The sequence below is a fragment of the Pseudomonas sp. YuFO20 genome, assembly GCF_035064975.1.
Taxonomy (GTDB): Bacteria; Pseudomonadota; Gammaproteobacteria; order Pseudomonadales; family Pseudomonadaceae; genus Aquipseudomonas; species Aquipseudomonas putida_AE.
This window is the reverse complement of record NZ_JAXDEO010000016.1, coordinates 87257-114214: the sequence shown is the minus strand read 5'-3', so window position 1 is coordinate 114214 and position 26958 is coordinate 87257. Positions and strand designations below refer to the sequence as shown.

At 61.0% G+C, this 26958-nt stretch carries 22 protein-coding genes; 13 read left to right on the top strand and 9 right to left on the bottom strand.

Translation table 11 applies throughout. From position 1 onward, the window contains the following. Positions 1-162: 162 nt before the first annotated feature. The 5 genes from SOP85_RS11460 to SOP85_RS11440 form a co-directional block, all read right to left on the bottom strand. The gene (locus SOP85_RS11460) at positions 163-3009 is read right to left on the bottom strand and encodes a valine--tRNA ligase (protein ID WP_274074296.1); all 2847 of its coding nucleotides are present in this window, start codon (positions 3007-3009) and stop codon (positions 163-165) included. 321 nt (positions 3010-3330) lie between these two features. Further along, positions 3331-4257, bottom strand: coding sequence for a hypothetical protein (locus SOP85_RS11455; RefSeq protein ID WP_323626998.1), 927 nt, complete (start codon positions 4255-4257; stop codon positions 3331-3333). A gap of 417 nt (positions 4258-4674) precedes the next feature. Beyond that, entirely contained in the window at positions 4675-5064 is a 390-nt protein-coding gene (locus SOP85_RS11450; protein ID WP_274074297.1) for a DNA polymerase III subunit chi, read from the bottom strand. Between the two features lie 8 nt (positions 5065-5072). Next, positions 5073-5501, bottom strand: coding sequence for a DNA polymerase III subunit chi (locus SOP85_RS11445; RefSeq protein WP_274074298.1), 429 nt, complete (start codon positions 5499-5501; stop codon positions 5073-5075). 59 nt (positions 5502-5560) lie between these two features. Further along, the gene (locus SOP85_RS11440; protein ID WP_323626997.1) at positions 5561-7051 is read right to left on the bottom strand and encodes a leucyl aminopeptidase; all 1491 of its coding nucleotides are present in this window, start codon (positions 7049-7051) and stop codon (positions 5561-5563) included. Positions 7052-7467: 416 nt separating this feature from the next. Here SOP85_RS11440 and lptF point away from each other — a divergent pair, with 416 nt between their 5' ends. The 8 genes from lptF (at position 7468) to pdxJ (ending at position 15889) form a co-directional block, all read left to right on the top strand. After that, positions 7468-8586: an LPS export ABC transporter permease LptF gene (lptF, locus tag SOP85_RS11435; protein ID WP_274074300.1), complete on the top strand. Its 1119-nt coding sequence runs from the start codon at positions 7468-7470 to the stop codon at positions 8584-8586. Continuing rightward, the gene (lptG, locus tag SOP85_RS11430; protein WP_323607854.1) at positions 8579-9640 is read left to right on the top strand and encodes an LPS export ABC transporter permease LptG; all 1062 of its coding nucleotides are present in this window, start codon (positions 8579-8581) and stop codon (positions 9638-9640) included. The genes lptF and lptG overlap by 8 nt, the downstream gene beginning before the upstream one ends. A 171-nt stretch (positions 9641-9811) precedes the next feature. Next, a complete protein-coding gene (lepA, locus tag SOP85_RS11425) occupies positions 9812-11611 on the top strand; it encodes a translation elongation factor 4 (protein ID WP_046818874.1) in 1800 nt (599 codons plus the stop codon). Positions 11612-11616: 5 nt separating this feature from the next. Then, on the top strand, positions 11617-12471 hold the full coding sequence (gene lepB, locus SOP85_RS11420) for a signal peptidase I (RefSeq protein WP_180205237.1): 855 nt from the start codon (positions 11617-11619) through the stop codon (positions 12469-12471). Between the two features lie 184 nt (positions 12472-12655). After that, positions 12656-13345 carry a ribonuclease III gene (gene rnc / locus SOP85_RS11415; protein ID WP_018927089.1) on the top strand — a complete coding sequence of 230 codons (690 nt, stop codon included), beginning with the start codon at positions 12656-12658 and terminating at the stop codon, positions 13343-13345. Continuing rightward, positions 13338-14240, top strand: coding sequence for a GTPase Era (gene era / locus SOP85_RS11410; protein WP_020799458.1), 903 nt, complete (start codon positions 13338-13340; stop codon positions 14238-14240). The genes rnc and era overlap by 8 nt, the downstream gene beginning before the upstream one ends. Before the next feature lie 172 nt (positions 14241-14412). Next, complete coding sequence (gene recO / locus SOP85_RS11405) at positions 14413-15096, top strand: DNA repair protein RecO (protein ID WP_408598671.1); 684 nt, start codon at positions 14413-14415, stop codon at positions 15094-15096. Between the two features lie 49 nt (positions 15097-15145). After that, positions 15146-15889, top strand: coding sequence for a pyridoxine 5'-phosphate synthase (gene pdxJ, locus SOP85_RS11400; protein ID WP_323607852.1), 744 nt, complete (start codon positions 15146-15148; stop codon positions 15887-15889). A gap of 126 nt (positions 15890-16015) precedes the next feature. On the opposite strand, the gene mltF is transcribed toward pdxJ, so the two are convergent. After that, the gene (mltF, locus tag SOP85_RS11395) at positions 16016-17476 is read right to left on the bottom strand and encodes a membrane-bound lytic murein transglycosylase MltF (protein WP_274074303.1); all 1461 of its coding nucleotides are present in this window, start codon (positions 17474-17476) and stop codon (positions 16016-16018) included. A gap of 285 nt (positions 17477-17761) precedes the next feature. Between mltF and purL the strand changes: the two genes are divergently transcribed. Both purL and SOP85_RS11385 read left to right on the top strand, forming a co-directional pair. Continuing rightward, the gene (purL, locus tag SOP85_RS11390; RefSeq protein WP_323626995.1) at positions 17762-21658 is read left to right on the top strand and encodes a phosphoribosylformylglycinamidine synthase; all 3897 of its coding nucleotides are present in this window, start codon (positions 17762-17764) and stop codon (positions 21656-21658) included. A gap of 5 nt (positions 21659-21663) precedes the next feature. Then, complete coding sequence (locus tag SOP85_RS11385) at positions 21664-21975, top strand: YqfO family protein (protein ID WP_323626994.1); 312 nt, start codon at positions 21664-21666, stop codon at positions 21973-21975. A gap of 116 nt (positions 21976-22091) precedes the next feature. On the opposite strand, the gene SOP85_RS11380 is transcribed toward SOP85_RS11385, so the two are convergent. From SOP85_RS11380 to SOP85_RS11370, 3 genes are all read right to left on the bottom strand, one after another. Next, on the bottom strand, positions 22092-22688 hold the full coding sequence (locus SOP85_RS11380; RefSeq protein ID WP_274074306.1) for a superoxide dismutase: 597 nt from the start codon (positions 22686-22688) through the stop codon (positions 22092-22094). Positions 22689-22865: 177 nt separating this feature from the next. Beyond that, positions 22866-23468: a LysE/ArgO family amino acid transporter gene (locus SOP85_RS11375; RefSeq protein ID WP_274074307.1), complete on the bottom strand. Its 603-nt coding sequence runs from the start codon at positions 23466-23468 to the stop codon at positions 22866-22868. Between the two features lie 5 nt (positions 23469-23473). Beyond that, the gene (locus SOP85_RS11370) at positions 23474-23875 is read right to left on the bottom strand and encodes an ACT domain-containing protein (protein WP_323626993.1); all 402 of its coding nucleotides are present in this window, start codon (positions 23873-23875) and stop codon (positions 23474-23476) included. A 96-nt stretch (positions 23876-23971) separates the two neighbouring features. On the opposite strand from SOP85_RS11370, the gene SOP85_RS11365 reads away from it, so the two are divergent. The 3 genes from SOP85_RS11365 (at position 23972) to SOP85_RS11355 (ending at position 26941) form a co-directional block, all read left to right on the top strand. Then, positions 23972-24871, top strand: coding sequence for a LysR family transcriptional regulator ArgP (locus SOP85_RS11365; RefSeq protein ID WP_274074309.1), 900 nt, complete (start codon positions 23972-23974; stop codon positions 24869-24871). Between the two features lie 96 nt (positions 24872-24967). Next, positions 24968-25960 carry an NAD-dependent epimerase/dehydratase family protein gene (locus SOP85_RS11360; protein ID WP_323626992.1) on the top strand — a complete coding sequence of 331 codons (993 nt, stop codon included), beginning with the start codon at positions 24968-24970 and terminating at the stop codon, positions 25958-25960. A gap of 108 nt (positions 25961-26068) precedes the next feature. Continuing rightward, entirely contained in the window at positions 26069-26941 is an 873-nt protein-coding gene (locus SOP85_RS11355) for an ATPase (RefSeq protein ID WP_323626991.1), read from the top strand. The last annotated feature ends 17 nt before the right edge of the window (positions 26942-26958 follow it).

Genomic DNA, 26958 nt, shown 5'->3' with positions numbered 1-26958 from the left:
GCGAAGTTGTGGGTCAGTTCCAGTGCCCGAGCGAGACGCATAAAAAAATCCGATGCCAGTTCAGGCATCGGATTTTGATTTCTTGCGGCCAAAGGTCAAGCGAGATGGCTTAACTGATCGGCATTAGCCACCAGGGCCTCCCTTTTTTATTGCGATCTGCCGTTACAGACTGGCAATCCGCGCATGTTGCTCCGCCAGTTTGCCCAGGGCCTGTTCGGCTTCGGCCAGTTTGGCGCGTTCTTTCTCGATGACTTCAGCGGGTGCCTTGTCAACGAAACCGGCGTTGGACAGCTTGCCGCCGACGCGCTGCACTTCGCCTTGCAGGCGCTGGATTTCCTTGTCCAGGCGCGCAAGCTCGGCACCCTTGTCGATCAGGCCGGCCATCGGTACCAGCACTTCCATCTCGCCAACCAGTGCGGTGGCGGACAGGGGGGCTTCTTCGCCAGCCGCCAGCACGGTGATCGATTCCAGACGCGCCAGCTTCTTCAGCAGCGCTTCGTTCTCGGTCAGGCGACGCTGATCCTCGGCGCTGACATTCTTCAGGAACAATGGCAGCGGTTTACCCGGGCCGATGTTCATTTCGCCACGGATGTTGCGCGTGCCGAGCATCAGGCCCTTGAGCCACTCGATGTCGTCTTCGGCAGCCTGGTCGATGCGTGCTTCATTGGCCACTGGCCAAGGTTGCAGCATGATCGTCTTGCCTTCGATACCGGCCAGCGGCGCGAGGCGCTGCCAGATTTCTTCGGTGATGAACGGCATGAATGGATGCGCCAGGCGCAGGGCTACTTCGAGCACGCGAACCAGGGTGCGACGGGTGCCGCGCTGGCGTTCGACCGGGGCATTTTCGTCCCACAGCACAGGCTTGGACAGTTCCAGGTACCAGTCGCAATACTGGTTCCAGATGAACTCGTACAGGGCTTGCGCGGCCAGGTCGAAACGGAACTGGTCGAGCTGGCGAGTCACTTCGGCTTCGGTGCGTTGCAGCTGCGAAATGATCCAGCGATCGGCCAGCGAGAGCTCGTAGGCTTCGCCGTTCTGACCGCAGTCTTCGCCTTTGTCCAGTACGTAGCGCGCGGCGTTCCAGATCTTGTTGCAGAAGTTGCGATAGCCTTCGACGCGGCCCATGTCGAACTTGATGTCGCGACCGGTGGATGCCAGCGAACAGAAGGTGAAGCGCAGGGCGTCGGTGCCATAGCTGGCGATGCCTTCGGCGAACTCTTCGCGGGTCTGCTTCTCGATCTTCTTCGCCAGTTTCGGCTGCATCATGCCGGAGGTGCGTTTCTGCACCAGCTCTTCCAGCTCGATGCCGTCGATGATGTCCAGCGGGTCAAGGACGTTGCCCTTGGACTTGGACATCTTCTGGCCTTGGCCATCACGCACCAGGCCGTGTACGTACACGGTCTTGAACGGCACCTGCGGCGTGCCGTCTTCGTTTTTCACCAAGTGCATGGTGAGCATGATCATCCGGGCAACCCAGAAGAAAATGATGTCGAAGCCGGTGACCAACACGTCGGTGGAGTGGAATTTCTTCAGGAACTCGGTCTGTTCCGGCCAGCCGAGGGTGGAGAAGGTCCACAGGCCCGAGCTGAACCAGGTGTCGAGTACGTCGTTGTCCTGTTGCAGCGCGATGTCCGGGCCGAGGTTGTGCTTGGCGCGCACTTCGGCTTCGTCGCGACCGACGTAGACTTTGCCCGACTCGTCATACCAGGCCGGAATCCGGTGGCCCCACCACAGTTGGCGGCTGATGCACCAGTCCTGGATGTCGCGCATCCACGAGAAGTACATGTTTTCGTATTGTTTCGGCACGAACTGGATGCGGCCGTCTTCAACAGCGGCAATCGCAGGTTCGGCCAGCGGCTTGGTGGACACATACCACTGGTCGGTCAGCCACGGCTCGATGATGGTACCGGAGCGGTCGCCTTTCGGCACTTTCAGGGCGTGATCGTCGACGCTGACCAGCAGGCCTGCGGCTTCGAACGCGGCTACGATCTGCTTGCGCGCTTCGAAGCGGTCCAGACCGGCATATTCCGCCGGGATCTTGCCGTCGATCGTTTCGTTCAGGGTGCCATCGAGATTGAATGCCTGCACGGCTGGCAGCACGTGGGCGTTCTTGTCGAAGATGTTCAGCAGCGGCAGGTTGTGGCGCTTGCCGACTTCGTAGTCGTTGAAATCGTGGGCCGGGGTGATTTTCACGCAACCGGTGCCGAATTCAGGGTCGCAGTAATCGTCGGCGATGATCGGGATGCGGCGGCCGACCAGCGGCAGCTCGACGAATTTGCCGATCAGGGCTTTGTAGCGTTCATCGTTCGGGTTAACCGCGACGGCGGAGTCGCCGAGCATGGTTTCCGGACGAGTCGTCGCGACGATCAGGAAATCGTTGCCTTCAGCGGTCTTGGCGCCATCGGCCAGCGGGTATTTCAGGTTCCACAGGAAGCCTTTCTCGTCGTGGTTTTCCACTTCAAGGTCGGAAATCGCCGTGTGCAACTTGGTGTCCCAGTTGACCAGGCGCTTGCCGCGGTAGATCAGGCCGTCTTCGTGCAGGCGCACGAACGCTTCTTTAACGGCTTCAGAGAGGCCGTCGTCCATGGTGAAGCGCTCGCGGCTCCAGTCCACGGAAGAGCCGAGGCGACGGATCTGACGGCTGATGTTGCCGCCGGACTGATCCTTCCATTCCCAGACTTTCTCGAGGAATTTCTCGCGGCCCAGGTCGTGGCGATTCTGGCCCTGGGCTTCAAGTTGACGCTCCACCAGCATTTGCGTGGCGATACCGGCGTGGTCGGTGCCCGGTTGCCACAGGGTGTTGCGACCCTGCATGCGGCGGAAACGGATCAGGGCGTCCATGATCGCGTTGTTGAAGCCGTGACCCATGTGCAGGCTGCCGGTGACGTTCGGCGGCGGGATCATGATGGTGTAGGACTCGCCCGCGCCTTGCGGGGCGAAGTAATTCTCTGACTCCCAGGTGTTGTACCAGGAAGTTTCAATGGCGTGCGGCTGGTAGGTCTTATCCATGCGCGGCGGGACCCTATTGGCATTGACTAAGGAAAAGCCGCTAAGTATAGCGGGGATGGCTGCGCAGGCGTAGCGGGAGTAGCGGGGAGAAGGGAGAAATTTCAGGGCTGTTGCACCAGTACGATGGTGCAACAGCCGCTGCTTTGGCTAGGAATGCGTGGAAACAGGGTTGCTTGATATGCAGGGCCTGGGTCCCTTATCGTCGTGAGTTCTGTGGCGGGCGGCTGCAGATAAAGTATCTCCTTCAGGCAAGGACCAGCGTGAGTTCACGGTGGCCGGGCTGGTGATTGCAGGGACGCTGCCGGAAGACAGGGGCATGGTTCAAGGCCCCTGGTTCACGAACAGTGTGACAGGTGTCCAGGGTGATGCCTGGCCGCTGGCTGCATTGTATGCGGCCAGGCCGATGGGCACCATGTTTGGGGGGGTAACGAGGAGGTCAGTGGTCACTGGTGCCTGCCAGTCACCGTTTGCATCTGCGTTGACGATGGCGTAGGTCGGGAAGCCGCCTGAGTGGACGATTTCAATCCTTTCAAAGGCGGCCGATTTACCGGTGAGCCAAGGGCGAAGTGAGGTCACGTTAGTCGAGCTGGTGAGCACTGGCGGACTGCCTGGGGGCAGGGCGGTGCTGGCCTGGTTCACGATCAGTGTGGCAGATGTCCAGGGTGATATCTGGCCGCCAGCTGGATCGAATTCGGCTATGCCGATGAGCACGATGTTTGGGGGGGTAACGATGAGGTCAGTCGTCACTGGTGCCTGCCAGTTACCGTTTGCATCTGCGTAGACGACGGCGTAGGTCGGGAAACCGCCTGAGTGGACGACATGAATCCTGGCAAGGGGGCGCGATGTACCGGTGAGCAAAGGCTGAAGTGAGTACACGGTAGTGGAGCTGGTGAGCACTGGCGGGTTGGTAAGCACTGGCGGAGTGCCTGTGGGTGGGGGGTTGCTGATCGGAGCCCGGGTCACGAACAGCTGGTTAAATCCCCAGGTTGAGATCTGGCTGCCAGTTGCATCGATTTCGGCCAGGTTGAAGAACGCGCGGTCATGAGGGTCAACGTGTAGGTCAGTGTTCACTTGCAGCTGCCATTTGCCGTTCATATCTGCCTGGGCGTCGCCATAGTGCGGAGCACCGCCGGTGTTGACCATGCGGATGCGGGCGTTGGGGGCCGAATCGCCAGTGATCAAGGGGCGACGTGTGTAAACATTGTTCGGGCTGGTGAGGACAGGGACGCTGCCGGGAGGTAGATGCATGGTTCAAAATCTCCAATTTGCGGTCAGTGTGGCAGCTGTCCAGGCGAATACCTGGTTGTTAGCTGCATCGTATTCGGCCAGGCAGACGTGAGCACGATCCACGGGAACAACGGTGGTCACTAGCAATTGCCAGGCATCGAATGCATTTGCTGTGGCGGCGCCGTAGAGCGGATTGCCGCTAACAAAGTGAGGTGACTTTTGTCCGTTTTTGGAGATGAGGCTACTGTCAGAAATAACAGTTGCGACGAGCGGTCAAACTGAAAAAGCCATTCCTGAGGATGGCTATAAATTGGTCATTACTTCTGAAATTGGCCAACGGGGTTTTGCAGCTTCATCCTGCCGTGCGCGATCAGGAGTGCGCCTATCGGAGGGAGGATTCCATATTTGGGGGCAAATATGGAATTTCCCACAGGTGGTTCAGTCGTTGTACTGACTGAGGAGCCGTTCCATCCGCGCGCTGAGGCGGCGCTTGATTTCGGTTTCGATGTGCGGCGCGAAGTCGTCGATCACGTCTTGCATGATCAATTGCGCGGCGGCGCGCAATTCGCTGTCGAGATACAGCAGGGCGTCGGCGCTTTTACTGGCCGTCGGTGCCGGATCAGCGGCGGGTTTGGGGGCGGGTGGTTCGACCACCGGCGCAGGCTCGCTGACGGTGTCGAACAGCATCGGAATCTGTTCCTGGTCACCTTCTTCGACCGTATCGGTCAGCAGCGGTGGTTGCAGGTTGTCATCGCCGAGCAGTTGGCGGATCGACTCGAGGTCGTCCAGCAGGTGCGCGGATTGTTGCAGCGGTTTTGGAGTGTCCATCGGAATGCTCAGAGTCGCTGTAAACGGTGATCTTGCAGAGGATAGCCCTGTTCGCGGTAGAAACGGAAACTCTCCCGCGCAGCAGCCTTGATCGTCGGATCCTCCACCACCACTTCCGCCACTCTGGCGAACTTGCTGGCGAAGGCCGGGACTTTCAGGTCGAGATTGACCAGCAAATCCTGATGCTGACCGCAGTCTTCGCCCAATCCCAGGACAATCAAGCCGTCTGGTTCGCTGTCGGCAGGGCCGTGGGGCACGAAGCTTTCGCCCTTGAACGCCCACAGCCGCGCATCGAGATCATCGCGCTGGGTCGCATCGCTGCAATGCAGGTAGATGCGGTGGCCCATGCGCCAGGCTTTCTCGGTGAGCTTGCAGGCAAAGTCCAGGCGTGCCGAAGGATCGGCGCTGGGCAGGATATAAAAGTCGACTTTGGTCATTGCGGTTCCTGAGCCGGGGTGGCGTCACTGGCAGGCAACGCCACCCGGGATCATTGGTTTCAGGCTTTGGCGCGGTCCAGCAGGTACTGGGTCAGCAACGGAACCGGACGGCCAGTGGCGCCCTTGTCCTTGCCGCCGCTGGTCCATGCGGTACCGGCGATGTCCAGGTGCGCCCAGTTCAGGTTCTTGGTGAAGCGCGACAGGAAGCAGGCCGCCGTGATGGTGCCGGCTTTCGGGCCACCGATGTTGGCGATGTCGGCGAACGGGCTGTCCAGCTGTTCCTGGTACTCATCGAACAGCGGCAGTTGCCAGGCGCGGTCGTCGGCAGCCTTGCCGGCGCTCAGCAGTTGGCCGATCAGTTCGTCGTTGTTGCCCAAAAGGCCCGAGGTGTGGGAACCCAGTGCAACCACGCAGGCGCCGGTCAGGGTGGCGATGTCGATCACCGCTTGCGGCTTGAAGCGCTCGGAGTAGGTCAGGGCGTCGCACAGCACCAGGCGGCCTTCGGCGTCGGTGTTGAGGATTTCCACGGTCTGGCCGCTCATGGTGGTGACGATGTCGCCCGGACGCGAAGCGTTGCCGCTCGGCATGTTCTCGGCGCAGGCCAGGATGCACACCAGGTTGATCGGCAGCTTCAGTTCGAGCACGGCACGCAGGGTGCCGAACACGCTGGCGGCGCCGCCCATGTCGTACTTCATTTCATCCATGCCGGCACCCGGCTTGAGGCTGATGCCGCCGGTGTCGAAGGTGATGCCCTTGCCGACCAGAGCGTAGGGCTTCTCGGACTTCTTGCCGCCGTTGTATTGCATGACGATCAGGCGCGGAGGCTGGGCGCTGCCCTGGCCGACCGCGTAGAACGAGCCCATGCCCAGGGCCTTGATCTTCTTCTCGTCGAGGACTTCGACTTTCAGGTCCTTGAACTCTTTGCCCAGGCTCTTGGCCTGCTCGCCGAGGAAAGTCGGGTGGCAGATGTTCGGCGGCAGGTTGCCCAGGTTGCGGGTGAAAGCCATGCCGTTGGCGATCGCGGTGGCGTGGTTCACGGCGCGTTGCACTTCAGCCTCGGCGGCCTTGATGGTCACCAGGGTAATTTTCTTCAGGGCGCGTGGCTCGGCTTTCTGGCTCTTGAACTGGTCGAACTGGTATTCGCCGTCCACCAGGGTTTCGGCCAGCAGACGGGTCTTGCCATAGCTGTCGCGGCCCTTGACCACGATTTCATCCAGGGCGAGCACCGCATCGCTGCCGCCCAGGCCCTTGAGGGTGTTGAGGATGCCGGCAATGATCTTGCGGAACGGGCGGTCGCCCAGTTCTTCATCCTTGCCCACGCCGACCAGCAATACGCGCTCGGCTTTCAGGTTCGGCAGGCTGTGCAGCAACAGGCTCTGGCCAACCTTGCCGGCCAGGTCGCCGCGCTTGAGCACGGCACTGATGGCGCCGGCGCTGAGTTCGTCGAGCTGTTTGGCAACAGCGCCGAGCTTGCGGCCTTCGCCGACGGCGACCACCAGCGTGGCGGTTTTCAACGTTTGCGGGTTGACGCTTTTTACAACCAGTTCCATGTCCGGGTCCCTGAATTGATGGTCGATACGCAAGCGCTGGACAAGGTGCGGGCAGCGCTTGCTTATAAAGAGAGAGGCGCCAGGATCGATCGGCGACGAAGGCGGCAGTTTGAACCTCGCCGGCGGCGCCTGACAACCCTGTGTTGTACGATCTTCACGGTTTCGTCGGCCACTGTAGGAGCGAGCTTGCTCGCGAAAAACCTGAGAGCGCCACGGGGTGTCAGGCTTCACGCGTTATCGTTGACGACCATCGCGAGCGAGCTCGCTCCTACATACCTGCCCGCGCATTGCGCAGTGACAGGCGCACCCAATCACAGGATAATGCGCCATCTTTTTTTCAGCAGTTCTGCAATGCGGGCTGTCTGATGTGTTTGCTTGTTTGGCCGCCTTAGCCTGACAACCCTGGAGTGTCTGGTTTGATTGTCTTCCGTTATCTATCCCGCGAAGTCCTGTTGACCTTGAGCGCCGTCAGTGCGGTGTTGCTGGTCATCATCATGAGTGGACGCTTCATCAAGTACCTCGCGCAGGCCGCTTCGGGTCAACTGGATCCGGGCTCGCTGTTCCTCATCATGGGCTTTCGCCTGCCAGGGTTCCTGCAGCTGATCCTGCCGCTGGGCCTGTTTCTCGGGATCCTGCTGGCCTATGGCCGCCTGTACCTTGAAAGCGAGATGACCGTGCTGTCGGCCACGGGCATGAGCCAGCAACGCCTGTTTCGCATGACCCTGTTCCCGGCGACCCTGGTTGCCCTGGTCGTTGCCTGGTTGAGCCTGAGCCTGGCGCCCCAGGGTGCCAATCAGTTCCAGTTGCTGCTGAACAAGCAGGATGCCCTGACCGAGTTCGACACCCTCGAGCCAGGCCGCTTCCAGGCCCTGCGCGACGGTACGCGGGTGACCTATACCGAGCAGTTGACAGACGACCGCATCAACCTGGCGGGGGTCTTCATTTCGCAAAAGAACATCAGTTCCGACAAGAAGGATCGCGGGATCTCCGTACTGGTGGCTGAAAAAGGCCGGCAGGAAATCCGCCCCGACGGCAACCGCTACCTGATCCTCGACAACGGCTACCGCTATGACGGTAACCCGGGGCAGGCTGATTACCGGGCGATCAAGTACGACGAATACGGCGTGCTGCTGCCCAAGCCGGACGTCAGCGACGAAGTGACCGACCGTGACGCCATGACCACGGGCTCCTTGCTGGGCAGCGACGACATCCGCTCCCGCACCGAGCTGCAATGGCGCCTGTCCCTGCCGTTGCTGGTGTTCATCGTGACCTTGATGGCGGTGCCGCTGTCGCGGGTCAATCCGCGCCAGGGCCGTTTCCTCAAGCTGTTGCCTGCGATCCTTCTTTATATGGCTTACCTGACCATCCTGATTGCCGCGCGCGGCGCCCTCGAAAAGGGCAAGATCCCGCCGGCGCTGGGCTTGTGGTGGGTGCACGGGATATTCCTGGTCATCGGCCTGGGCCTGCTCTACTGGGAACCCTTGCAATTGAAGCGGGCGAGTCGCCGCAGCGCGCGGGAGGTGGCCCGTGGTTAAGCTCGATCGCTACATCGGTAGCAGCGTATTCGTGGCGATCCTGGCGGTACTGGGGATCATTCTCGGCCTGGCCACGCTGTTCGCGTTCATCGACGAGATGGGCGACGCCAGCGATACCTACACCCTGCTCGATGTCCTGAGCTACGTGTTGCTGACGGCGCCACGCCGGCTCTACGACATGCTGCCGATGGCAGCCCTGATCGGTTGCCTGATCGGTCTCGGCAGCCTGGCCAGCAACAGCGAGCTGACCATCATGCGCGCGGCTGGCGTGTCCATCGGGCGCATCGTCTGGGCGGTCATGAAGCCGATGCTGGTGCTGATGGTGGTGGGGGTGCTGATCGGCGAATACGTGGCGCCGGCGACCGAAAGCACTGCCCAGGCCAACCGCTCGCTGGCCCAGGGCAGTGGCGACGCGCAAAGCGCCAAGCACGGCCTGTGGCATCGCCAGGGTGACGAGTTCATCCACGTCAACTCCGTGCAACCCAATGGCCTGCTGTATGGCGTGACCCGCTATCACTTCGACAAGGAACGCCACATGTTGTCGGCGAGCTTCGCCAAGCGCGCGGAGTTCGACAAGGATCACTGGCAGTTGTCCGATGTCACCACCACGGTGTTCCACGAGAAGAGCACCGAAGTGGTCACCGCTCCGGTCGAGCGCTGGGAAGTGGCGTTGAGCCCGCAACTGTTGAGTACGGTGGTCATGGCGCCGGAATCGCTGTCGATCTCGGGGCTTTGGGGCTACATCCACTATCTGGCGGACCAGGGGCTGAACAACGGCCGCTACTGGCTGGCATTTTGGGTCAAGGTGTTGCAGCCCCTGGTCACCGCGGCCCTGGTGCTGATGGCGATCTCTTTCATCTTCGGTCCGCTGCGCTCGGTGACCCTTGGTCAGCGGGTTTTCACCGGTGTGCTGGTGGGCTTCACCTTCCGTATTGCCCAGGATTTGCTCGGGCCTTCGAGCCTGGTGTTCGGTTTTTCGCCACTGTTCGCGGTGCTCGTGCCCGCCAGTGTCTGTGCCCTGGCCGGGCTCTGGTTGTTGCGTCGCGCCGGTTGATGGCGGCCTGTTCCGCGCTGCGCCGATGATGAAAAACGCCCCTGTCACCAGACCGGGGCGTTTTTGTACGGGCCGTCTGGCCTGCAAACGTGACGCTTGCGCCGTGGATCAGGTACAATTCCCGGCTATTTTTCGGCGGGCTATGCCTGCAGCCTTTTTGAGTGTTGATCCGTGAGTGATTTGAGTCATATCCGCAATTTCTCCATCATCGCCCACATTGACCATGGCAAGTCGACGCTGGCCGATCGCTTCATCCAGATGTGCGGCGGCCTGGCCGAGCGTGAAATGGAAGCCCAGGTACTGGACTCCATGGATCTTGAGCGTGAGCGCGGGATCACCATCAAGGCGCACAGCGTTACGCTGTATTACAAGGCTCGCGATGGCGTCACCTACCAGCTGAACTTCATCGATACCCCCGGCCACGTTGACTTCACCTATGAGGTGAGCCGTTCGCTGGCCGCCTGTGAAGGCGCGCTGCTGGTGGTCGATGCCGGTCAGGGCGTCGAGGCACAGTCGGTTGCCAACTGCTACACGGCGATCGAACAGGGCCTGGAAGTGATGCCGGTGCTGAACAAGATCGACCTGCCACAGGCCGATCCGGACCGCGTCAAAGAAGAAATCGAAAAAATCATCGGCATCGATGCCACCGACGCGGTCACTTGCAGTGCCAAGACCGGCCTGGGCGTCGATGAAGTGCTGGAGCGCCTGGTCACCACCATTCCTGCGCCAACCGGCAACATCGAAGATCCGCTGCAGGCGTTGATCATCGACTCCTGGTTCGACAACTACCTGGGCGTCGTGTCCCTGGTTCGCGTGCGCCACGGTCGCGTGAAGAAGGGCGACAAGATCCTGGTCAAGTCCACCGGCAAGATCCACCTGGTGGACAGCGTGGGCGTGTTCAACCCGAAACACACCGCTACCGTCGACCTGAAGGCCGGTGAAGTGGGCTTCATCATTGCCGGTATCAAGGACATTCACGGTGCACCGGTAGGTGACACCCTGACCTTGAGCTCGACACCGGACGTCGATGTGCTGCCAGGTTTCAAGCGCATTCAGCCGCAGGTCTACGCCGGTCTGTTCCCGGTCAGCTCCGACGACTTCGAAGACTTCCGTGAAGCCCTGCAAAAGCTCACCCTGAACGACTCGTCGCTGCAGTACACCCCGGAAAGCTCCGACGCCCTGGGCTTCGGCTTCCGCTGCGGGTTCCTCGGCATGCTGCACATGGAAATCATCCAGGAGCGCCTGGAGCGCGAGTACGACCTGGACCTGATCACCACGGCGCCGACGGTAATCTTCGAGCTGCTGCTCAAGACCGGTGAGACGATCTACGTCGATAACCCGTCTAAATTGCCGGATCTGTCGTCGATCGAAGACATGCGCGAGCCGATCGTGCGCGCCAATATCCTTGTGCCGCAAGAGCACCTGGGTAACGTCATTACCCTGTGTATTGAAAAACGTGGCGTGCAGGTCGACATGCTGTTCCTCGGCTCCCAGGTCCAGGTGACCTACGACTTGCCGATGAACGAAGTGGTGCTGGACTTCTTCGATCGCCTGAAATCCACCAGTCGCGGCTATGCTTCGCTGGATTACCATTTCGATCGTTACCAATCGGCTAGTCTGGTGAAACTGGACGTGCTGATCAACGGCGACAAGGTCGACGCCCTGGCGCTGATCGTGCACCGTGACAATGCGCACTACAAAGGTCGCCAGTTGACCGAGAAGATGAAAGAACTGATTCCGCGGCAGATGTTCGACGTGGCAATCCAGGCCGCCATTGGCGGGCAGATTGTGGCGCGTACAACCGTCAAGGCGCTCAGAAAGAACGTATTGGCCAAATGCTACGGCGGTGACGTCAGCCGTAAGAAAAAGCTGCTGGAAAAGCAAAAGGCCGGTAAGAAACGCATGAAGCAGGTCGGCAACGTGGAAATTCCACAAGAAGCCTTCCTTGCCGTGCTCAGGTTGGATAGTTAGGTCCTATGTCACTAAATTTCCCGCTGTTGCTGGTCATCGCCGTGTTCGTCTGCGGCCTGTTGGCGTTGCTCGATCTGTTGATCCTGGCACCGCGTCGGCGTGCCGCCATCGCTTCCTATCAGGGCAGCGTCAGCCAGCCTGACGGGGTGGTGGTCGAGAAGCTGAGCAAGGAACCGCTGCTGGTTGAATACGGCAAGTCGTTCTTCCCGGTGTTGTTCATCGTGCTGGTGCTGCGTTCGTTCCTGGTGGAACCGTTCCAGATCCCGTCCGGCTCGATGAAACCGACCCTGGACGTCGGCGACTTCATCCTGGTGAGCAAGTTTTCCTACGGGATCCGCTTGCCGGTGATCGACAAGAAAGTCATCGAAGTCGGTGAGCCACAGCGTGGCGATGTGATGGTGTTCCGCTACCCGAGCGATCCGAACGTCAACTACATCAAGCGTGTAGTGGGGCTGCCGGGCGACACGGTGCGGTACACCGCTGACAAGCGTCTGTTCGTCAACGGCGAGTCGATTGCCGAAAAGCTGGTCGGCTCCGAGCCGGGCACGCTGGGCAGCGCCGAGCTCTACAAGGAAAAACTCGGTGTCGCCGAGCACCTGATCCGCAAGGAAATGAGCCGCTACCGCGCAACGCCGGACCGTACCTGGACCGTGCCAGCCGGGCACTACTTCATGATGGGCGACAACCGCGACAACTCCAACGACAGTCGCTACTGGGATGATCCAGCCATTCCCAAGGATCTGCTGGGCATGGTTCCCGACAAGAATATCGTCGGCAAGGCCTTCGCAGTCTGGATGAGCTGGCCGGAACCCAAACTCAGTCACCTGCCGAATTTCTCGCGGGTTGGCCTGATCCAGTAATCAAACACGGCGCTGTTGAACACAGCGCCGAATGCATTTCTGGAGTCGGTACAATCGGCGACAGTTGCATGAAAACAACGATATTCAGGACGTTATTTTTGAACACAGCGTTAATTGTCCCAAGCCTGCGCCGACTCACGGCGATGGCGGTGGAATCCAACCACGAACTCAGCGTGGGTAAACCGTGAGCGTCTCCTTAAGCCGTCTCGAGCGTCAGCTCGGCTACACCTTCAAGGATCAGGAACTGATGGTCCTGGCCCTGACTCACCGCAGTTTTGCCGGGCGTAACAACGAGCGCCTGGAATTCCTCGGTGATGCCATCCTCAACTTCGTCGCCGGCGAGGCCTTGTTCGATCGCTTCCCGCTGGCCCGCGAAGGCCAGCTGTCGCGTTTGCGCGCACGCCTGGTCAAAGGTGAGACCCTGGCCGTACTGGCCCGTGGTTTCGACCTGGGCGAATACCTGCGCCTGGGCTCCGGTGAATTGAAAAGCGGCGGTTTCCGTCGCGAGTCGATCCTGGCCGATGCCCTGGAAGCGCTGATTGGTGCGATCTACCTGGACGCTGGCATGGAAGTGGCACGCGAGCGCGTGCTGGCCTGGCTGGCCGGAGAGTTCGAAGGCCTGACGCTGGTCGACACCAACAAAGATCCAAAGACCCGCCTGCAGGAATTCCTGCAGTCCCGTGGTTGCGAGCTACCGCGTTACGAAGTGGTGGATATCCAGGGTGAACCGCATTGCCGGACGTTCTTCGTCGAATGTGAAATCATCCTATTGAATGAAAAAAGCCGAGGTCAGGGTGTGAGCCGTCGTATTGCCGAACAGGTAGCGGCCGCCGCAGCACTGATTGCCCTGGGTGTGGAGAATGGCAATGACTGATACAAACGCAACACGCTGTGGCTATGTTGCCATCGTCGGCCGTCCGAACGTGGGCAAGTCCACGTTGCTCAACCACATCCTCGGCCAGAAGCTGGCGATCACCTCGCGCAAGCCGCAAACCACCCGTCACAACATGCTCGGCATCAAGACCGAGGGCGATGTGCAGGCGATCTACGTCGACACCCCTGGTATGCACAAGGGTGGCGAGAAGGCCTTGAACCGCTACATGAACAAGACCGCTTCGGCGGCGTTGAAAGACGTCGACGTGGTGATCTTCGTGGTCGATCGCACCAAGTGGACCGACGAAGACCAGATGGTCCTCGAGCGCGTCCAGTACGTGACCGGCCCGCTGATCGTGGCACTGAACAAGACTGATCGCATCGAAGACAAGGCCGAGCTGATGCCGCACCTGAGCTGGTTGCAGGAGCAGCTGCCGAACGCGCAGATCATCCCGATTTCCGCGCAGCACGGGCACAACCTCGACGCGCTGGAAAAGGTCATCGCTGATCATCTGCCGGAAAACGATCACTTCTTCCCGGAAGACCAGATCACCGACCGCAGCAGCCGTTTCCTCGCCGCCGAGCTGGTACGCGAGAAAATCATGCGCCAGCTGGGCGCCGAGCTGCCGTACCAGATCACCGTTGAAATCGAAGAGTTCAAGCAGCAGGGCAAGACCCTGCACATCCATGCCCTGATCCTCGTCGAGCGTGATGGCCAGAAGAAGATCATCATTGGCGACAAGGGCGAGCGCATCAAGCGCATCGGCACCGAAGCGCGCAAGGACATGGAGCTGTTGTTCGACTCCAAGATCATGCTCAACCTGTGGGTGAAGGTGAAGGGTGGCTGGTCCGATGACGAGCGCGCCTTGCGTTCGCTGGGTTACGGCGACCTGTAACTGGGGCTTCAGATACACAGCAAAACCCTGTGGGAGCGGGCTTGCTCGCGAAGAGGATGTAACATTCAGCATTGATGTTGACTGTTACACCGCTTTCGCGAGCAAGCCCGCTCCCACATTGGTTTTGGGTTGCTTGTAAAACTGCGTTTATTCATTGAGAGCTCTGATCTCCATGTCCCAACCCATCCCCCAACCCGCCTACGTCCTCCACTCCCGCGCCTACCGCGAGAGCAGCGCCCTGGTGGACTTCCTCACGCCGCAAGGTCGGCTGCGGGCGGTATTGCGCAGTGCGCGGGGCAAGGCCGGGACGTTGGCGCGCCCGTTCGTGCCGTTGGAGGTGGAGTTTCGCGGGCGGGGCGAGCTGAAGAACGTCGGGCGCATGGAGAGTGCCGGCATCGCCACCTGGCTCAACGGCGAGGCGCTGTTCAGCGGGCTTTATCTCAATGAGCTGTTGATTCGCCTGCTACCCGCCGAAGACCCTTTCCCTGCGGTGTTCGATCACTACGCGGCGACTTTGCTCGCCCTGGCCGAAGGTCGAGCGCTGGAGCCGTTGCTGCGTTCGTTCGAATGGCGTTTGCTGGATGACCTGGGCTACGGCTTTTCATTGATAACCGATATCCACGACCAACCCGTTGCGCCAGACGGCCTCTATCGTTTGCAGGTGGATGCGGGCCTGGAGCGGGTCTATCTGCTGCAGCCCGGGTTGTTCAATGGCACGGAGCTGCTGGCCATGGCTGAAGCTGATTGGAGCGCACCGGGTGCGTTGTCGGCGGCCAAGCGTCTGATGCGCCAGGCGCTGGCCGTTCACCTGGGTGGCCGGCCTCTGGTCAGTCGCGAGCTGTTTCGCAAGCCGTAGTCTCCCCGTATGCTGTGCACCGAACTTTTTCTGATTCTGGAGCGCTTCCGTGACCACCAGCACCCGCATTCTTCTTGGCGTAAACATCGACCACGTTGCCACCCTGCGTCAGGCCCGGGGCACTCGCTACCCGGACCCGGTCAAGGCAGCACTGGATGCGGAAGAGGCGGGCGCTGACGGCATCACCGTGCACCTGCGTGAAGACCGCCGGCACATCCAGGAGCGCGACGTGCTGCTGCTCAAGGACGTGCTGCAAACCCGCATGAACTTCGAAATGGGCGTCACCGAGGAAATGATGCAGTTCGCCGAGCGTATTCGCCCGGCGCATATTTGCCTGGTGCCGGAAACCCGACAGGAACTGACGACCGAAGGCGGGCTGGATGTGGCGGGGCAGGAAGCGCGGATCAAGGCTGCTGTGGAGCGCCTGTCGAAGATCGGCTCGGAAGTTTCGCTGTTCATCGATGCCGACGAACGGCAGATCGAGGCCTCGCGTCGCGTCGGTGCGCCAGCCATCGAACTGCATACCGGGCGTTATGCCGACGCCGAGACGCCGACCGAAGTGGCTGAAGAACTCAAGCGCGTCGCCGATGGCGTAGCGTTCGGCCTGACTCAAGGCCTGATCGTCAATGCCGGCCACGGCCTGCATTATCACAACGTCGAGGCGGTGGCGGCGATCAAGGGCATCAACGAATTGAACATTGGGCATGCGCTGGTGGCCCATGCGTTGTTTGTGGGGTTCAAATCCGCCGTGTCCGAAATGAAAGCCTTGATCCTGGCTGCGGCCAAGGCCTGAGCAACAACACAAAACCAATGTGGGAGCCAGCCTGCTGGCGATAGCGGCGAGTCAGTCAACAAAGATGTTGAATGATGAACCGCTATCGCCAGCAGGCTGGCTCCCACAGTTGTTTGGTGGTGAATGTTAGAGGGGGGCAGGTTCCTGGGTCGGCTTGGACTTGTCGATGCCGGGCACATGCAAGTTACCCTCGGCGACCTGATCACCTTCAAGCTGCGGCTGCGTGACCCAGGTCAGGATGTCGTAGTAGCGACGGATGTTCGCCACAAAATGCACCGGTTCGCCGCCACGGGCGTAGCCGTAACGGGTCTTGCTGTACCACTTCTTCTCGGACAGGCGCGGCAGGATCTTTTTCACGTCCAGCCATTTGTCCGGATTCAATCCTTCCTTGGCGGCCAGCTTTCGGGCGTCGTCGAGGTGACCGCTGCCGACGTTGTAGGCGGCCAGGGCAAACCAGGTGCGATCCGGTTCCTGGATCGAATCGTCCAACTGTTCTTTCATGTAGGCCAGGTACTTGGCGCCGCCCATGATGCTCTGCTTCGGATCGAGGCGGTTGGACACGCCCATGGCCTGCGCGGTGTTCTGGGTCAGCATCATCAGGCCGCGCACGCCGGTCTTGGAGGTCACGGTCGGTTGCCACAGGGACTCCTGATAGCCGATCGCCGCCAGCAGGCGCCAATCGACTTTCTCTTTCTTGGCGTACGCCTTGAAGTGCTGTTCGTACTTGGGCAGGCGTTGCTGCAAGTGCTGGGCAAACGTGGTGGCGCCCATGTAGCCGAGCACATCGACATGCCCGTAGTAACGGTCCTTGAGGCGTTGCAGGGTGCCGTTCTTCTTGACCTTGTCGAGGTACTCGTTGATCTCGTTGAGCAGGCTGTTGTCGTCGCCCGGGGCCACGGCCCAGCTCTGGTTGCTGGCATCCCCCAGGTCGAAGGCGACCCGGATGTTGGTGAAGTACACCTGGTTCATCGCCACTTCATTGGAGTCGACCAGTGTCAGATCGATCTGGCCTTCGTCGACCATGCGCAGGAGATCCACGACCTCGACCGCGTCGGATTCTTCGTATTCGATGCCGGGAAATTTCTGTTTCAGCTGTGCGAGCTGCTCGGCGTGGGTGCTGCCCTTGAGCACCATGATCTTCTTGCCGACCAGATCCTTGGCGTCGGTAGGGCGCGACTTGCCGTTGCGGTAGATGATCTGCGGCGTGACTTCCAGGTAGGAGTGGGAAAACCGCACCTGCTTCTTGCGCGCTTCGCTGCTGACCAGGCCGGCGGCCGCCAGTACCGGGCCATTGGGCTTGCCCACCTGGTCGAACAGGTCGTCGAGGTTGTCGGCCGTCTCGATCTTGAGCTCGACCCCCAGATCGTCGGCGAAGCGCTTCACCAGCTCGTATTCGAAGCCGGTTTCACCGTTGCGATCCTGAAAGTAGGTGGCGGGGCTGTTCCGGGTAACCACCCGCAGCACACCATCCTCCTTTACGCGCTCCAGTGTGTTGGGTTTATCAACACAGCCACTGAGCATCAGGAAGAGTCCGGTTGCGATCAGCCATTTGGCGTACCGCGGACGCAAAGCCGTTGGGGAAAACATCTGCGCAGTATACGCAAAGGACCACGGGCGCCATATCTCGACAGCGAAGGGCCTATCTGCTAGCGATCGAAAAACCGGCCGAAAGCCCGCAGGAATGGACCTTTTGTGCATTTTGATACAGTAAAAATAAGCTGTCGCCACACGCCCGGTTAACCTGACTCTCGGGGCAGAAACACAGATCGGCACTCGAGTGCAACCGTGCGTAGCGTTTCGGGTGCTGTCGCGGGCTGTTTAGGCTAGAATGCACGGCCTCAAAGCACACCCCTTCCCGAGGCTGTCCCGAAGATGTTGATCCTGCGCGGCGCTCCTGCCCTTTCTGCCTTTCGCCACAGCAAGCTCCTTGAGCAACTGAGCCAGAAGGTTCCGGCTGTCAGCGGCCTGTATGCTGAATTCGCTCACTTCGCCGAAGTTACCGGCGTCCTGACCGGCGACGAACAGCAGGTGCTGGCGCGCCTTCTGAAGTACGGTCCAAGTGTTCCGGTCCAGGAACCGACCGGTCGTCTGTTCCTGGTGTTGCCGCGTTTCGGCACCATCTCGCCATGGTCGAGCAAGGCCAGCGACATCGCTCGCAACTGCGGCCTGGGCAAGATCCAGCGCCTGGAGCGCGGCATTGCCTTCTACGTCGCCGGCCAGTTCAGCGATGCTGACGCCCAGCTGATTGCCGATGCACTGCACGACCGCATGACCCAGATCGTCCTGGGCAACCTGGAACAGGCCGCCGGCCTGTTCAGCCACGCCGAACCCAAGCCCCTGACCGCGATCGACGTGTTGGGTGGCGGCCGCGCCGCGCTGGAAAAAGCCAACACCGAGCTGGGCCTGGCCCTGGCCGAAGACGAGATCGACTACCTGGTCAACGCTTTCGTCGGCTTGAAGCGCAACCCGCACGACATCGAACTGATGATGTTTGCCCAGGCCAACTCCGAGCACTGCCGTCACAAGATCTTCAACGCCAGTTGGGACATTGACGGCGAGAGCCAGGAAAAAAGCCTGTTCGGCATGATCAAGAACACCTACGTGATGCACAGCGAAGGCGTTCTGTCGGCATACAAGGACAACGCTTCGGTGATCGTCGGCTCCGTGGCCGGGCGTTTCTTCCCGGACCCTGAAACCCGCCAGTACGGCGCGGTGCAGGAACCGGTGCACATCCTGATGAAAGTCGAGACCCACAACCACCCGACCGCGATTGCCCCGTTCCCGGGCGCATCCACCGGTTCCGGTGGCGAGATCCGCGACGAAGGCGCGACCGGTCGTGGCGCCAAGCCGAAGGCTGGCCTGACCGGCTTCACCGTGTCCAACCTGCAGATCCCGGGTTTCGAACAGCCGTGGGAAGTGCCCTACGGCAAGCCCGAGCGCATCGTGACCGCGCTGGACATCATGATCGAAGGCCCGCTGGGCGGCGCTGCGTTCAACAACGAATTCGGTCGTCCGGCGCTGACCGGTTACTTCCGTACTTTCGAACAGTCGATCAGCACCCCGCACGGCGATGAAGTGCGCGGTTACCACAAGCCGATCATGCTGGCTGGCGGCATGGGCAACATCCGTGAAGAACACGTCAAGAAAGGCGAGATCGTCGTCGGCTCCAAGCTGATCGTGCTCGGCGGCCCGGCGATGCTGATTGGCCTGGGTGGCGGCGCGGCTTCCTCCATGGCCACCGGCACCAGCTCGGCGGACCTGGACTTCGCTTCCGTACAGCGTGAAAACCCTGAAATGGAGCGCCGTTGCCAGGAAGTCATCGACCGTTGCTGGCAGCTGGGTGACAAGAACCCGATCAGTTTCATCCACGACGTGGGTGCGGGCGGTCTGTCCAACGCCTTCCCGGAACTGGTCAACGACGGCGACCGCGGTGGCCGTTTCGAACTGCGCAACATTCCAAACGACGAGCCGGGCATGGCCCCGCACGAAATCTGGAGTAACGAATCCCAGGAACGTTACGTACTGGCCGTCGGCCCGGCCGACTTCGAGCGCTTCAAGGCAATCTGCGAACGTGAGCGTTGCCCGTTTGCCGTCGTCGGCGAAGCCACTGCCGAGCCGCAGCTTACTGTTACGGATAGCCACTTCGGCAACAGCCCGGTGGACATGCCGCTCGAAGTGCTGCTGGGCAAAGCCCCGCGCATGCACCGTTCGGTGGTACGTGAAAACGAGCTGGGCGACGATTTCGATCCGTCGACCCTGGACATCGGCGAGTGCGTCGAGCGCGTCCTGCATCACCCGGCTGTGGCCAGCAAGAGCTTCCTGATCACCATCGGCGACCGCACCATCACCGGCCTCGTGGCCCGTGACCAGATGGTCGGCCCGTGGCAGGTTCCAGTGGCCGACGTTGCCGTCACCGCCACCAGCTTCGACGTCTACACCGGTGAAGCCATGGCGATGGGCGAGCGCACTCCGCTGGCACTGCTGGACGCTCCAGCGTCGGGCCGCATGGCCATCGGCGAAACCCTGACCAACATCGCAGCCTCGCGCATCGGCAAGATCTCCGACATCAAGCTGTCGGCGAACTGGATGTCCGCCGCCGGTCACCCGGGCGAAGACGCACGTCTGTACGACACCGTGAAAGCGGTCGGCATGGAACTGTGCCCTGAGCTGGGCATCACCATTCCGGTGGGCAAGGACTCGATGTCCATGGCCACGCGCTGGAACGATGAAGGCGTGGACAAGTCCGTGACTTCGCCAATGTCCCTGATCGTGACCGGTTTCGCGCCAGTGACTGACATCCGTCAGACCCTGACCCCGCAACTGCGCATGGACAAGGGCACTACCGACCTGATCCTGATCGACCTGGGCCGTGGCCAGAACCGCATGGGCGCCTCGATCCTCGCGCAGGTTCACGGCAAGCTCGGCAAGCAGGCGCCGGACGTCGACGACGCCGAAGACCTGAAGGCCTTCTTCGCGGTGATCCAGGGCCTCAACGCCGACGGTCACCTGCTGGCCTACCACGACCGTTCCGACGGTGGTCTGTTGACCAGCGTGGTCGAGATGGCGTTCGCCGGTCACTGCGGCCTGAGCCTGAACCTCGATGGCCTGGCGGAAACGTCCGCCGACATCGCCGCGATCCTGTTCAACGAAGAACTGGGCGCCGTGATCCAGGTTCGCCAGGACGCTACCGCGGACATCCTCGCGCAGTTCAGCGCTGCCGGCCTGGGCGAGTGCGTGTCGGTGATCGGTCAGCCGATCAACAATGGCCAGATCAACATCACCTTCAACGGTGACACCGTGTTCGAAGGCCAGCGTCGTCTGCTGCAACGCCAGTGGGCCGAGACCAGCTACCAGATCCAGCGTCTGCGCGACAACGCCGACTGCGCCGATCAAGAGTTCGACGTCCTGCTGGAAGAAGACAACCCGGGCCTGAGCGTCAAGCTGAGCTACGACGTCAACCAGGACATCGCCGCGCCTTACATCAAGAAAGGCATCCGCCCACAGGTTGCCGTGCTGCGTGAGCAGGGCGTCAACGGTCAGGTGGAAATGGCGGCCGCGTTCGACCGCGCCGGTTTCAACGCGATCGACGTGCACATGAGCGACATCCTCGCCGGCCGTGTCGACCTGAACGAGTTCAAGGGCATGGTGGCGTGCGGCGGTTTCTCCTACGGCGACGTACTGGGTGCCGGTGAAGGTTGGGCCAAGTCGGCGCTGTTCAACAGCCGTGCCCGTGATGCGTTCCAGGGCTTCTTCGAGCGTAACGACAGCTTCACCCTCGGCGTGTGCAACGGTTGCCAGATGATGTCCAACCTGCACGAGCTGATCCCGGGCAGCGAGTTCTGGCCGCACTTCGTGCGTAACCGTTCCGAGCAGTTCGAAGCCCGTGTAGCCATGGTGCAGATCCAGGAGTCGAACTCGATCTTCCTGCAGGGCATGGCCGGTTCGCGCATGCCGATCGCCATCGCCCACGGTGAAGGCCATGCCGAGTTCGCCAGCGAAGAAGCGTTGCTGGAAGCCGACCTGTCCGGTTGCGTGGCGATGCGTTTCGTCGACAACCACGGCAAGGTCACCGAAAGCTACCCGGCCAACCCGAACGGCTCGCCGCGCGGGATCACCGGTTTGACCAGCCGCGACGGTCGCGTGACCATCATGATGCCGCACCCGGAGCGTGTGTTCCGTGCCGTGCAGAACTCGTGGCGTTCGGAAGACTGGAACGAAGACGCGCCTTGGATGCGTATGTTCCGTAATGCCCGCGTGTGGGTTAACTGATAGCTGTGTACAAGCTCTCTTTCTTTGTACCCGACAGTCATGTCGAAGTGGTCAAGAGCGCCGTATTCGCTGCCGGTGGCGGGCGGATCGGCGCTTACGATCACTGCGCCTGGCAGGTGTTGGGCCAGGGCCAGTTTCGTCCACTGGACGGCAGTACGCCGTTCATTGGTGAGGCCGGGCAGGTCGAACGGGTCGAGGAATGGAAGGTCGAGCTTGTGGTGGCCGATGAGTTGATTGGCTCGGTGGTGGCGGCTCTGAAACAGAGTCACCCCTATGAGACGCCGGCTTATGAAGTGTGGCGGTTGGAGGATTTCTGATCCTGTGGTTGCCAAATAAAAAACCCGCTGATTCGTCAGCGGGTTTTTTATTGCCTTCATTTTCTGCACCCACAAAAAACCCGGCATGAAAGCCGGGTTTTTTTGGGGCATCGAGCTTAAGCGGTGAAGGTTTTGCCTTCGAACTGCTCAGCCACGAATTTCCAGTTGACCAGGTTCCAGAACGCTTCGACGTACTTCGGACGCAGGTTGCGGTAGTCGATGTAGTAAGCGTGTTCCCAGACGTCGCAGGTCAGCAGTGGGGTGTCGCCGCTGGTCAGCGGGTTGCCGGCACCGATGGTGCTGGCCAGGCCCAGGGAACCGTCAGCCTTTTTCACCAGCCAGCCCCAGCCGGAGCCGAAGGTGCCGATGGAAGTCTTGCTGAACTCTTCCTTGAACTTGTCGAACGAACCGAAGGCTGCGTTGATGGCCTCAGCCAGCGCGCCGGTTGGTTGACCGCCAGCGTTTGGCGCCAGGCAGTTCCAGTAGAAAGTGTGGTTCCACACTTGAGCGGCGTTGTTGAAGATGCCGCCCGAGGAAGTCTTGACGATTTCTTCCAGGGTCTTGCCTTCGAACTCGGTGCCTGGCACCAGGTTGTTCAGGTTCACGACGTAGGTGTTGTGGTGCTTGTCGTGGTGAAACTCCAGGGTTTCCTTGGAGATGTGCGGCTGCAGGGCATCGTGTGCGTACGGCAGTGGCGGCAATTCGAAAGCCATGATGATTCTCCTAATCAGGTCTGTTGCTGTGAGCGCAAGGCCGATCACGGGCGGCCAAACAAGCGCCGGGGAGTTTGTACTCTTTGCGGCGCAGGGATTCGGATCATAGCACCGGGGTGGCGGCATAACCACGCAACAACTGTGTGGAATAGAGGTTCCAGAGCCGTTTGGAATAATTCAACCAGCGGTGATCAGCTGCAGTGCTACGGCAAACATCATCACGGCCACCAACAGATCAAGAATACGCCAGGTGCTCGGGCGAGCCAGCCATGGCGCGAGCCACGCCGCACCCAGCGCCAGGGTGAAGAACCACAGCAATGAAGCACTCGCCGCACCTACCACGTAAGCGCCGGGTTCTGTTTGCTGGGCGCCGAGGGAGCCGATCAGCAACACAGTGTCCAGATAGACGTGGGGATTGAGCAGCGTCACCGCGAGGGCACTGAGCATTACCGCGCGCAGCGAACGCACGGTCTGGTTTTCACCTTGTTGCAGGCTCTGCTTCGAGCAGGCGCGGCGCAGTGCCTGACTGCCGTACCACAGCAGAAACGCCGCGCCGCCCCAACGGGCAATGGCCAACAGGGTGGGGTTCTGTGCCAGCACCGTCGCCAGGCCGAATACACCGGCGGCCACCAGCAAGGCGTCGCAGGCCACGCAGAGTGCCGCCACCGGCAGGTGATGTTCGCGGCGCAGGCTTTGCGCCAGCACAAATGCATTCTGCGTGCCGATCGCCATGATCAGGCCGAAGGCCACCAGCAGGCCGTTCACATAACTTTGCCACATGGCTTTTACTCCGCGTTCGCCGCCAGGTCACGCAACACTTGCATGGCGCGCTCGGCGTCGGCCTGGCCGACGAACAAATGGTCGTGGTAATAACCGGCGATCACGTTGCAGCTGATGCTTGCCTGGCCCAGGGCCGTGGCGAACGCCGCGGTGAGGCCGACAGCTTCGAGGGCCGAATGCACGTTCAGGGTGATCCACGCGGCGACGTAGTCGTAGCTGAAACCGGCCTGTTCAGCCTGGGAACGTTCGAGAATCACGGTCAGGCCTTCCTGCTCGCGAAAACTGCCGACGATGTCCAGGCCCGCCGGCAACTCGCCGTCGCCCAGGGTGCAGAACACGTAGTCGCCGGCGTTGAGTTGCGGGCTCATGCTGCGCAGCAGCGTTGCCAATGACGTTTCACCAGCCATATCGGTGGTCCTTGTTGGAGAGTTCTTGCTAGCCATTCTCCAGTACGAGCCTGTATAAGAAAAACCAATATTGCTGATCGCTCATTAGGAAAACTGATGTTCGACTATAAATTGCTTTCTGCCCTGGCCGCGGTGGTCGAGCAGGCCGGTTTCGAACGGGCGGCCCAGGTGTTGGGGTTGTCGCAATCGGCCATTTCCCAGCGGATCAAACTGCTCGAGGCGCGGGTCGGTCAACCGGTGCTGGTGCGGGGTACGCCGCCGTCACCGACCGAGATCGGTCGGCGTTTGCTCAACCACGTGCAGCAGGTGCGGCTTCTTGAGCGGGATTTGCAGACGCTGGTGCCGGCGCTGGACGAGGAGGGCCTGCCCGAACGCCTGCGGATCGCCCTGAATGCCGACAGCCTGGCGACCTGGTGGGCCCGGGCGGTGGGGGATTTTTGCGCAGAGCAACACCTGTTGATGGACCTGGTGGTCGAAGACCAGACCGTCGGCCTCAAGCGCATGCGCGCCGGCGAAGTCGCGGCGTGTCTGTGTGCCAGCGAGCGCCCGGTAGCCGGTGCGCGCAGCGTATTGCTCGGCGCCATGCGCTATCGGGCCCTGGCCAGCCCAGCGTTCATTGCGCGACACTTTCCTCACGGCGTGCGTGCCGATCAGTTGGCCCGAACCCCGGCGCTGGTCTTCGGCCCGGACGACTTCCTGCAGCATCGCTACCTGGCGTCCCTGGGCGTCGATGGTGGTTTCGAACACCACCTGTGCCCCTCGTCCGAAGGGTTCATTCGCCTCACAGAGGCCGGGCTGGGCTGGGGCCTGGTGCCGGAACTGCAGGTGCGCGAGCAGCTGGAACGCGGCATTTTGCTGGAGTTGTTGCCAGATAAACCGATCGACGTGCCGCTGTACTGGCATCATTGGCGCAATGGCGGTCAGTTGCTGGGGTTGTTGACCGAGCAATTGGTGCAGGCGTCCAGGCAATGTCTAGTGCCCTTCGGGCAGATTTGAGCGTCAAGCTGCAAGCGGCAAGAGAACAACCTGCGCATCATATTTAACTTACAGCTTGAAGCTTGAATCTCGCAGCTGTATCCGAAGGAATACTTCATGAAAATTCTGGTCACCGGCGCAAGCGGCTTCATTGGCGGGCGCTTTGCGCGTTTCGCCCTGGAGCAGGGCCTGGACGTGCGGGTCAACGGTCGCCGGGCCGAAAGTGTCGAGCACCTGGTGCGCCGTGGCGCCGAGTTCGTCCAGGGCGACTTGAGCGATCCGATCCTGGCCCACGACCTGTGTTCCGGGGTTGAGGCCGTGGTGCATTGCGCCGGTGCCGTTGGATTGTGGGGGCGTTATCAGGACTTTCATCTGGGCAACGTCCAGGTCACCGAAAACGTGGTCGAAGCCTGCCTGAAGCAGCGGGTGCGGCGGCTGGTGCATCTGTCGTCGCCGTCGATCTATTTCGATGGCCGCGATCACCTGGGGCTGACCGAAGAACAAGTGCCCAAACGCTTCAAGCACCCGTACGCGGCGACCAAGTACCTGGCTGAGCAGAAAGTCTTCGGTGCCCAGGAGTTTGGCCTGGAAACCCTGGCGCTGCGTCCGCGTTTCGTCACCGGGGCGGGCGACATGAGCATCTTCCCGCGGCTGCTGAACATGCAGCGCAAGGGGCGCCTGGCGATCATCGGCAACGGCTTGAACAAGGTCGATTTCACCAGTGTGCAAAACCTCAATGAAGCCTTGCTCAGCAGTTTGCTGGCCAGCGGTTCAGCCCTGGGCAAGGTGTACAACATCAGCAACGGAACGCCGATCCCGTTGTGGGACGTGGTCAATTACGTCATGCGCAGGATGGAAGTCCCACAAGTGACGCGCTACCGTTCCTACGGCCTGGGCTACAGCGTCGCGGCGCTCAACGAGGGGTTCTGCAAGCTGTGGCCGGGACGTCCCGAACCGACCCTGTCGCGCCTGGGCATGCAGGTCATGAAGAAGAATTTCACCCTGGATATCAGCCGCGCCCGGCATTATCTGGACTACGACCCCAAGGTCAGTCTCTGGACGGCGCTCGATGAATTCTGCGCCTGGTGGAAGGCCCAGGACCTTCGCTGATACCTGCCGCACTGAACCGAGGTTCGGGTCCGGGGTCAATCGATGCGGCCATGGGGGGTTATACTGCGCCGCATCAAGCCATCACCGTGTTTCACAAAGGTTGACTCAATGTCCATGCGTAACGATGCCCACGATGACTTCGACGATGTACCGAGCCTGCGTGCAGACATCCTCGATGACGATGATTACCCGAAGACCACCCGCACCACCGTGCATTCGCGCACACCGCCCGCGGTCAGGGTCAAGGCGGCGAGCACAGGGCCGTTGTGGGCCCTGGTCGGCGCCTTGTTCTTTGCCTTCGCGGGCCTTGCCTGGTGGAGCTTCCAGCAGATTTCGCTGATGGAGCAACAGCTGGTGGCGACCCAGGAAAGCTTTGCGCGTATCAGTGAAGAAGCGGCGGGGCGCCTGCAGGATATTTCCGGCAAGGTGGTCGCCAGCCAGACTAACGTCACCAGCGACAGCGAAGCGCTGAAACTGCAAATCAAACAGCTGGAAAACCAGTTGCAGGACCAGGGCAAACAACAGCTGGGCGTCGCCGGCCAGGCCTCGGACCTGGACAAGCGCCTGGCGCAGATGACCGCGCAAACCAGCGAGCTCGACAAGCGCCTGGCCCAGATGAGCGCCCAGTACACCGAGCAGCAGAATGCCGACACGCAATTGCAGGCGCAGGTCAAAGCCTTGAGCGCTGAACTGACCACCCTGAAGGACACCCCGGCGGACACCGAAAAATTCGATGCGCAGCTTAAAAGCCTGGGGGCTGACATCACGGCGCTGAAGAAACAGGGCAATCCAGGCGCCGCCATCGACCGTCTGGAGCAGGACATCGTTGTCCTCAAAAGCCAGCAGGACAACCGTTCGGGCGCTTCTCAAAGCGCCAACCTGGCGGAGTTCGATGCGTTCCGCAGCCAGGTCACCCGGACCATCAACTCCCTGCAAGCGCAGATCCAGTACCTGCAGCAGCAGTTACGCACTCGCCAGTAAGCCCTGTTTCATTCCCG

Coding starts and splice junctions, on each gene's coding strand:
- purL (WP_323626995.1), top strand. CDS start 17,762: ATGTTGATCCTGCGCGGCGCTCCTGCCCTTTCTGCCTTTCGCCACAGC.
- SOP85_RS11440 (WP_323626997.1), bottom strand. CDS start 7,051: ATGGAACTGGTTGTAAAAAGCGTCAACCCGCAAACGTTGAAAACCGCC.
- SOP85_RS11450 (WP_274074297.1), bottom strand. CDS start 5,064: ATGGACACTCCAAAACCGCTGCAACAATCCGCGCACCTGCTGGACGAC.
- SOP85_RS11455 (WP_323626998.1), bottom strand. CDS start 4,257: ATGCATCTACCTCCCGGCAGCGTCCCTGTCCTCACCAGCCCGAACAAT.
- SOP85_RS11365 (WP_274074309.1), top strand. CDS start 23,972: ATGTTCGACTATAAATTGCTTTCTGCCCTGGCCGCGGTGGTCGAGCAG.
- lepB (WP_180205237.1), top strand. CDS start 11,617: ATGTCACTAAATTTCCCGCTGTTGCTGGTCATCGCCGTGTTCGTCTGC.
- SOP85_RS11360 (WP_323626992.1), top strand. CDS start 24,968: ATGAAAATTCTGGTCACCGGCGCAAGCGGCTTCATTGGCGGGCGCTTT.
- era (WP_020799458.1), top strand. CDS start 13,338: ATGACTGATACAAACGCAACACGCTGTGGCTATGTTGCCATCGTCGGC.
- recO (WP_408598671.1), top strand. CDS start 14,413: ATGTCCCAACCCATCCCCCAACCCGCCTACGTCCTCCACTCCCGCGCC.
- SOP85_RS11375 (WP_274074307.1), bottom strand. CDS start 23,468: ATGTGGCAAAGTTATGTGAACGGCCTGCTGGTGGCCTTCGGCCTGATC.
- mltF (WP_274074303.1), bottom strand. CDS start 17,476: ATGTTTTCCCCAACGGCTTTGCGTCCGCGGTACGCCAAATGGCTGATC.
- SOP85_RS11460 (WP_274074296.1), bottom strand. CDS start 3,009: ATGGATAAGACCTACCAGCCGCACGCCATTGAAACTTCCTGGTACAAC.
- SOP85_RS11380 (WP_274074306.1), bottom strand. CDS start 22,688: ATGGCTTTCGAATTGCCGCCACTGCCGTACGCACACGATGCCCTGCAG.
- SOP85_RS11445 (WP_274074298.1), bottom strand. CDS start 5,501: ATGACCAAAGTCGACTTTTATATCCTGCCCAGCGCCGATCCTTCGGCA.
- SOP85_RS11370 (WP_323626993.1), bottom strand. CDS start 23,875: ATGGCTGGTGAAACGTCATTGGCAACGCTGCTGCGCAGCATGAGCCCG.
- SOP85_RS11355 (WP_323626991.1), top strand. CDS start 26,069: ATGTCCATGCGTAACGATGCCCACGATGACTTCGACGATGTACCGAGC.